General features: G+C 74.6%; 7 protein-coding genes. 2 read left to right on the forward strand and 5 right to left on the reverse strand.

Features of this window, described 5'->3' with window-relative positions:
* Positions 1 to 24: 24 nt before the first annotated feature.
* Entirely contained in the window at positions 25 to 255 is a 231-nt protein-coding gene (locus ACMA1D_RS30695) for a DUF4287 domain-containing protein (protein WP_349994196.1), read from the reverse strand.
* Between the two features lie 132 nt (positions 256 to 387).
* On the opposite strand from ACMA1D_RS30695, the gene ACMA1D_RS30700 reads away from it, so the two are divergent.
* Positions 388 to 735 (forward strand): hypothetical protein, encoded by a 348-nt coding sequence (locus tag ACMA1D_RS30700; protein WP_414727265.1) that lies wholly within the window; start codon positions 388 to 390, stop codon positions 733 to 735.
* A gap of 68 nt (positions 736 to 803) precedes the next feature.
* Here the strand turns inward: ACMA1D_RS30700 and ACMA1D_RS30705 are convergent, their stop codons facing one another.
* Positions 804 to 1,331 carry a DapH/DapD/GlmU-related protein gene (locus ACMA1D_RS30705; protein WP_414727266.1) on the reverse strand — a complete coding sequence of 176 codons (528 nt, stop codon included), beginning with the start codon at positions 1,329 to 1,331 and terminating at the stop codon, positions 804 to 806.
* A gap of 113 nt (positions 1,332 to 1,444) precedes the next feature.
* Here ACMA1D_RS30705 and ACMA1D_RS30710 point away from each other — a divergent pair, with 113 nt between their 5' ends.
* Positions 1,445 to 2,374 carry a LysR family transcriptional regulator gene (locus ACMA1D_RS30710; RefSeq protein ID WP_414727259.1) on the forward strand — a complete coding sequence of 310 codons (930 nt, stop codon included), beginning with the start codon at positions 1,445 to 1,447 and terminating at the stop codon, positions 2,372 to 2,374.
* A gap of 31 nt (positions 2,375 to 2,405) precedes the next feature.
* On the opposite strand, the gene ACMA1D_RS30715 is transcribed toward ACMA1D_RS30710, so the two are convergent.
* The 3 genes from ACMA1D_RS30715 to ACMA1D_RS30725 form a co-directional block, all read right to left on the reverse strand.
* Complete coding sequence (locus tag ACMA1D_RS30715; protein ID WP_414727260.1) at positions 2,406 to 3,293, reverse strand: hypothetical protein; 888 nt, start codon at positions 3,291 to 3,293, stop codon at positions 2,406 to 2,408.
* A 371-nt stretch (positions 3,294 to 3,664) separates the two neighbouring features.
* Positions 3,665 to 4,885 (reverse strand): acetyl-CoA C-acetyltransferase, encoded by a 1,221-nt coding sequence (locus ACMA1D_RS30720; protein ID WP_414727261.1) that lies wholly within the window; start codon positions 4,883 to 4,885, stop codon positions 3,665 to 3,667.
* 374 nt (positions 4,886 to 5,259) lie between these two features.
* Positions 5,260 to 6,000 (reverse strand): SGNH/GDSL hydrolase family protein (locus ACMA1D_RS30725; protein ID WP_414727262.1); only part of this gene is annotated, 741 nt, incomplete at its 5' end.

Below are 6,000 nucleotides of genomic sequence, written 5' to 3' on the forward strand. Positions count from 1 at the left end.
CTGCCGTAGCCGTCGGCGGGTGGGCTACCGCAGCTTGCGCGCCGCGCGGCGCAGGTCGTGCTCGTGGATGATCGCCTTGGCGTGCCCGTAGGCGAGTTCGTGCTCGCCGCGCAGCCAGCCGACCTTCTCTTCGAAGCGCGACAGGGCGGGGCCTTCGTCCACCGTGCGCAGCCAGTCGGCGACTTCGCGGCCGGTGCAGTGCGGGATTCGGGAGAGCAGGTTCCGGTGGGTCTCTTCGGAGAAAGCGTGGGACATCGGCGCCTCCGGCGTTGTCCTGATCGCTGCTGCCACATCGTGGCCCAGGGGTGTCCTTCACCTCACCGTGCCTGAGCGTTTGGGCGTTGGCAACAGTCCGCGAGTGGCGCATAGAGTCGCCGCGTGGATGATGTGACCGCCTTCCTGGCCGCAGTGGACCGCCTCGCCGACCGGTTGCGGGCGCTGCCCCAGTCCCGGCTGCGCCAGGGCCCGGCCGCCGAAGCGCTGGCCCTGGCCCGCGCGTTGGCCAGCCGCGCCCAACTCCTGGAGTCGCCCGACAGCGAGCCCCGTACGCTGCCCGACGCCGGCGTCTTCGTGGTGGCCGACCAACTGGCCGTGGCCGGCCACGACCTCGCCCATGCCCTGAGTGGCGCAGCGCCGGCCGGCGCCCGCCGCCCGGCGGCCCCGGAGCCGGTGCGGGCGCAGGCGGCGGAGGCGAGGGCCCTCGTGGAGTCGGTACGGGTCCGCTGCGGGCTGTGAGCCGGGGCGGGACTCGCCAGTGGCTCGGCGCCGGCGGGAGAACCGCGGCCCGGGACCGCGCCGCGGGCTCAACCGATCGCCTTCACCACCCGGGCGGGAACCCCCGCGACCAGCGTGCCGGCCGGAACGTCACGGCTGACCACCGCGCCGGCGGCGACCACCGCACCGGCCCCGACGGTCACCCCCTGCAAGACCACCGCGGAGGTCCCGATCCAGACGTCGTCCTCGATGACGATCGGGGCGAAGGAGAGGTACGCCCGCCGCTCCGCGAGCGGCAGCGGATGCCCGCCGGTGATCAGGCTGACCCTGGGGGCGATCATGACGCCGGCGCCGATGCTGATCCCGCCCCGGTCCATGAACGTGCACCCCTGGTTGACGAAGACGTTCGCCCCGAAGCTGGTGTTCAGCCCGTACTCGGTGAAGAACGGCGGATAGATCGTCACGGACTCCGGAAGCGGACCGCCGAACACAACGGCGAGTAGTGCGGCGCGCCCCTCGACGTCGCCGAACGGCAGCACGTTCAGTCGGGACGTCGCGTCGGTCACCTCGGCGATGCGCTCCGCATGGCGCGCGAACTCGGCTGTTTCTACGTACATGATCTGCTCGGTACGGGAAGACATGCGAGGAGTCCACCAGTGCACAGCGCCGGTGATCAAACAACCGGCCGTGCGCCAGACACAACCGTTGGTTGTGGGCGTACCTTGCGGGGATGGATGTGGAAGCCCTGCGCACGTTCGTCGCCGTCGTCGAGTTCGGTCACTTCCGGGCCGCGGCCGACGAGCTCGGGATCAGCCAGCAGGCGGTCTCCAAGCGGATCGCGGCCCTGGAGGGGCACCTGTCGGTCACGCTCCTGGTGCGCACCGCGCGGGGCTCCCGGCCGAGCCCGGACGGGCAGGTGCTGCTGCCGCACGCCAAGCAGGTGCTGGCGGCCCTGGACCGGGCCGAGCGTGCGGTGCGCCCCGGCAGCCGGCCGCTCCGCGTCGACGTGCTGAACCGGCGCATCGCCCCGGCCCAGGCCGTGTACCGGTTCTACCGCGCGCACCCCGAGACGGGCCTGGACACGGTCACCCTGGGCGAGGAGAACGCCGCCGGGGCCGCAAGGGCGGTGCTCGAAGGCAGCGTCGACGCGACCTTCCGGGCCCTGCCAGCGGACCAGGTCCCGGCCGGGATCAGCGCCGAACGCCTGCTGGACGCGCCCCTGGAACTCCTGGTCGGGCCGCGCCATCCGCTGGCGAGGGCGGAGCGGGTCAGACCGGCGGAGCTGGCCGGCCACCGGATCTGGATTCCCGGGATCAGGCCGGGCACCGAGTGGGCGGCGTTCTACCAGGCGCTGGCCGGGGCGTTCGGCCTGAGCGTCGACGCGCTCGGCCCCGCCTTCGGCGACGAGGCCCTGATGGACGCGCTGGCCGACTCGGCCACGCTGGCCACCCTGGTCGGCAGCGGCGACCGCTACCTCTGGCCCGGCTCCCACGACCTGCGACGCATCCCGCTGTACGGACCGACCCCGGTCTACCCGCACGTGCTGCTGTCCCGCACCGGGGACCGGCACCCCGTACTGGCCGCGCTCCGCGACCACCTGCGCGCGTCGGGGCCGCCGACGCCGGAGGACGCGTGGCTGCCGGAGTGGCTGGAACGGTGACCCGGCGCCTGGACGCGCCGGGGCGCAGGGTTCAGAGCGAGGCGATGACGCGGTCGGCCAGGACGTAGACGCTCGTGTCGCCGTAGCCGAAGGTCAGCGTGTACGCGCCGGAGACGCCGGAGCCGCCGAGCAGCACCGGGGCGTCGCCCGCGCGCAGGGCCTCGGCGAGCTGGTCCGCGGTCTCGCGGTGGCCGGGCGTCATGCAGACCGTGGTGCCGTTGCCGAACACGTACACATCGAGGGTGCCGAGCGGGCCGGGGCGCACGTCGACCAGCGGGGTGCGGTCGGCGGCGAGTTCGTCCAGGGCGGCGACGGTGCGCTCGTGCCCGACGACGGCGTGCTGGGCGGCCTCACCCGCGGCGTGCGCCGGGTGCGAGGGGTGCCGGCGGCGGGCGGCGGCCAGCTCGGCCGATTCCGGGCCCTCCACCTCGCCCGGCAGGTCGAGCGCGGGGTCCAGGACGGCGTCCAGGGCCGGGTCGAGCGCCGCTTCGAGTGCGGCGTCCAGCAGCTCCGACTCGATCATCGGCTCCAGGCCGGCCAGGTCGGGCTGGCGGGGCACGAACGGAGCCGCGTCCAGGCCGGGTTCGTCGCCGAAGCCGGCCAGGCCGCCGAGGAGCGCTGAGCCCTCCGCACCGGGTGCCGCGTCGCGCGCCTCCTGGGCCGCCCAGAACGCGCGCGCCTCCGCGAGCTCCCGCTCGCGTTCCTCGGCCAGCGCGTCGGCGACGGCGGCGCGTATCTCCTCGGCCGGGCTCTGCCGGGCGGCGGGTACGCCGGCGGCGCCGGCCGCGGTGGCCACCGCGACGTCGGCGCGGAGCGCGGCGATCTGGCGGCGCAGTCCGCGGGTGGTGTGCAGGGCCGCGACGCCGACGGCCGTGGCGATGCCTGCGGCCAGCAGTACGGCAAGGGACGTAGCGCTCACTGACAGACTCCCGGTTGCTGATGGTCCCCCGAATTCCTACCTCAGCTTGGCCCGTGTCGTCGCCCGGTGTCAGTGCACAACGTCACGGATTGACCGGGTATAAAGACCCAGACAGCCTGTACCGAACATCGCTGACCTGCACGATCGATGCGCCTCGGGGGCGTTGGTCACATCCTGGGGGAGATTCGGTCACGGCCCGGTGGGTGAGCGGCGCCCCCGCGCCCCGCGGCACGGGCCGCGGGACGGGGGCACGGCTCGGCCGGGGCGGACCGTACGGCGCAGGTCAGGCGCGCGGGGCGGTACGGGGCGCGTGACCGGGGCCCGGAGCCAGCGGGGCCGGGGCCGGACGGACCGGAGGCCGGGCGACCGTCCTAGCTCAGCCGTTCGATGACCATCGCCATGCCCTGCCCACCCCCGACGCACATGGTCTCCAACCCGAACTGCTTGTCGTGCCACTGGAGCGAGTTGATCAGGGTGCCGGTGATCCGCGCGCCGGTCATCCCGAAGGGGTGCCCCACGGCGATCGCACCGCCGTTGACGTTGAGCCGGTCCAGGTCCACGCCCAGGTCCCGGTACGAGGGGATGACCTGCGCGGCGAACGCCTCGTTGATCTCCACCAGGTCGATGTCGCCGATCCCGAGCCCGGCCCGGCGCAGCGCCTGCCGGGACGCCTCGACCGGCCCGTACCCCATGATCTCCGGCGAGAGCGCGGAGACCCCGGTGGAGACGATGCGGGCGAGCGGGGTCAGCCCCAGCTCGCGGGCCTTCGTGTCGGACATGATCACCAGGGCCGCGGCGCCGTCGTTGAGCGGACAGCAGTTGCCGGCCGTCACCAGTCCGTCCGGCCGGAAGGCGGGCTTGAGACCCTGCACGCCCTCCAGCGTGACGCCCGCGCGCGGCCCGTCGTCCTGGCTGACCACGGTGCCGTCCGGGGTGGTCACCGGGGTGATCTCGCGCGCCCAGAACCCGTCCTTGATCGCCTGCTCGGCCAGGTTCTGCGAACGGACGCCGAACTCGTCCATCTCCCGCCGCGTGATGCCCTTCGCCCGGGCCAGGTTCTCGGCGGTCTGCCCCATCGCGATGTACGCGTCCGGCACCAGGCCGTCGGCGCGCGGGTCGTGCCAGTCGGTGCCCTCCTGCGCGGCCCGGGCCGCGGTGCGCTCCTCGGCGTCGGCGAACAGCGGGTTGTGCGTACCGGGCATGCCGTCGGACGAGCCGTTGACGTTGCGCGAGACGGTCTCCACGCCGGCTGAGATGAACACGTCGCCCTCGCCCGCCTTGATGGCGTGCAGCGCCATCCGCGAGGTCTGGAGCGAGGAGGAGCAGTAGCGGGTGATGGTGCAGCCCGGCAGGTGGTCCATGCCCAGTTGGACGGCGACGATCCGGCCCAGGTTGTGCCCCTGCTCGCCGCCGGGCAGCCCACAGCCCAGCATCAGGTCGTCGATGTCGCGCGGGTCGAGCTCCGGCACCTTGGCGAGCGCCGCCGCGATGATCCCGGCGGTCAGGTCATCGGGCCTGACGTCCTTGAGCGACCCCTTGAAGGCGCGACCGATGGGCGTACGGGCGGCAGAGACGATCACGGCTTCGGTCATCACGGCTCCTGAGGGGAGGGAGGGCAGGACTGTTCCGGAAGCTACCGGCCCGTAGCCCCGAGGTCACCAGGCGCACGCTGTGATGCGGGCCTCTTTTCTAAGCGCTTGCTCAGGGGTGGGTTCGGGGTTGGTGGTGCCGTGGCCCTGGCCGCGGTTGTGGTGGTGGCTCTGGCGGGGCCGGGGCGTGGCCGTGCCCCGCGGGCGCGTACGCGCGAGGTGGTCGGGGGCGGGCGGCGTGCGGCGGGGTACGGGGCCGGGCCTGGCTCCGGAACGGGAGGGCGTCGGGCGGTGCGCGGACGGGCCCGGCCGCACGTTCGGGCGGCGGAGGGTCGGGCCGCAAGGTCCGGCGGCGTACGGCCGGGCCGGGCGCGGCCTCACCCCGTGACGCTGGCCGATGCGGGGTCGGCCGGGAGTCGGCGGCGCCGCCGGCGGAAGAGCTGGGCCCAGGGGCCACGGGCCGCGGCCACCTCCGTGCCGCCCTCGGCCGCCGCCTGGGCCGCGGCCTGCGCCACCGGCAGGAACCCCTCACGGCGCGCCGGGTCGGGCCGCTCCTCCTCGGGCCACAGGCCGAGCGCCGCGCAGAGCGTCGGCAGGACCGCCATCGCCGCGGTCATGTAGCCCTCGGCCGACGGATGGTAGTTGTCGGGCCCGAACAGCTCCGTCGGGTGTGCGGCGAACTCGGGGCCGAGCAGGTCGCCGAGCGAGACCGTCCGCCCGCCGTGCTCGACCACCGCGATGGTCTGCGCGGCGGCGAGCTGCCGGCTGAGCCGCCTGGCCACCCAGCGCAGCGGCTGGTAGACGGGCTCGATGGTGCCGAGGTCGGGGCAGGTGCCCACCACCACCTCGCACCCGGTGGCGCGCAGCGCGCGGACCGCGTCGGCGAGCAGCCGTACGGACTTCGCCGGCGGCATCCGGTGGGTCACGTCATTGGCGCCGATCATGATCACGGCGGTGTCGGGCCGCCAGGCGGCCTCCGGGGCGGGCCCGGCGGGGGCGCCGAGGTCGCCGCGGTCGCCGGGCGGGCCCGGGTGCGGGGCGGCGTACGGACCGGGCGGCGTACCGGTGCCGGTGCCGGGCGGGTCGATGTCGGGTTCGGGTACGGCGGACGTCGCGCC

It is taken from the genome of Streptomyces sp. 796.1 (genome assembly GCF_047525675.1).
Lineage (GTDB): Bacteria > Actinomycetota > Actinomycetes > Streptomycetales > Streptomycetaceae > Streptomyces.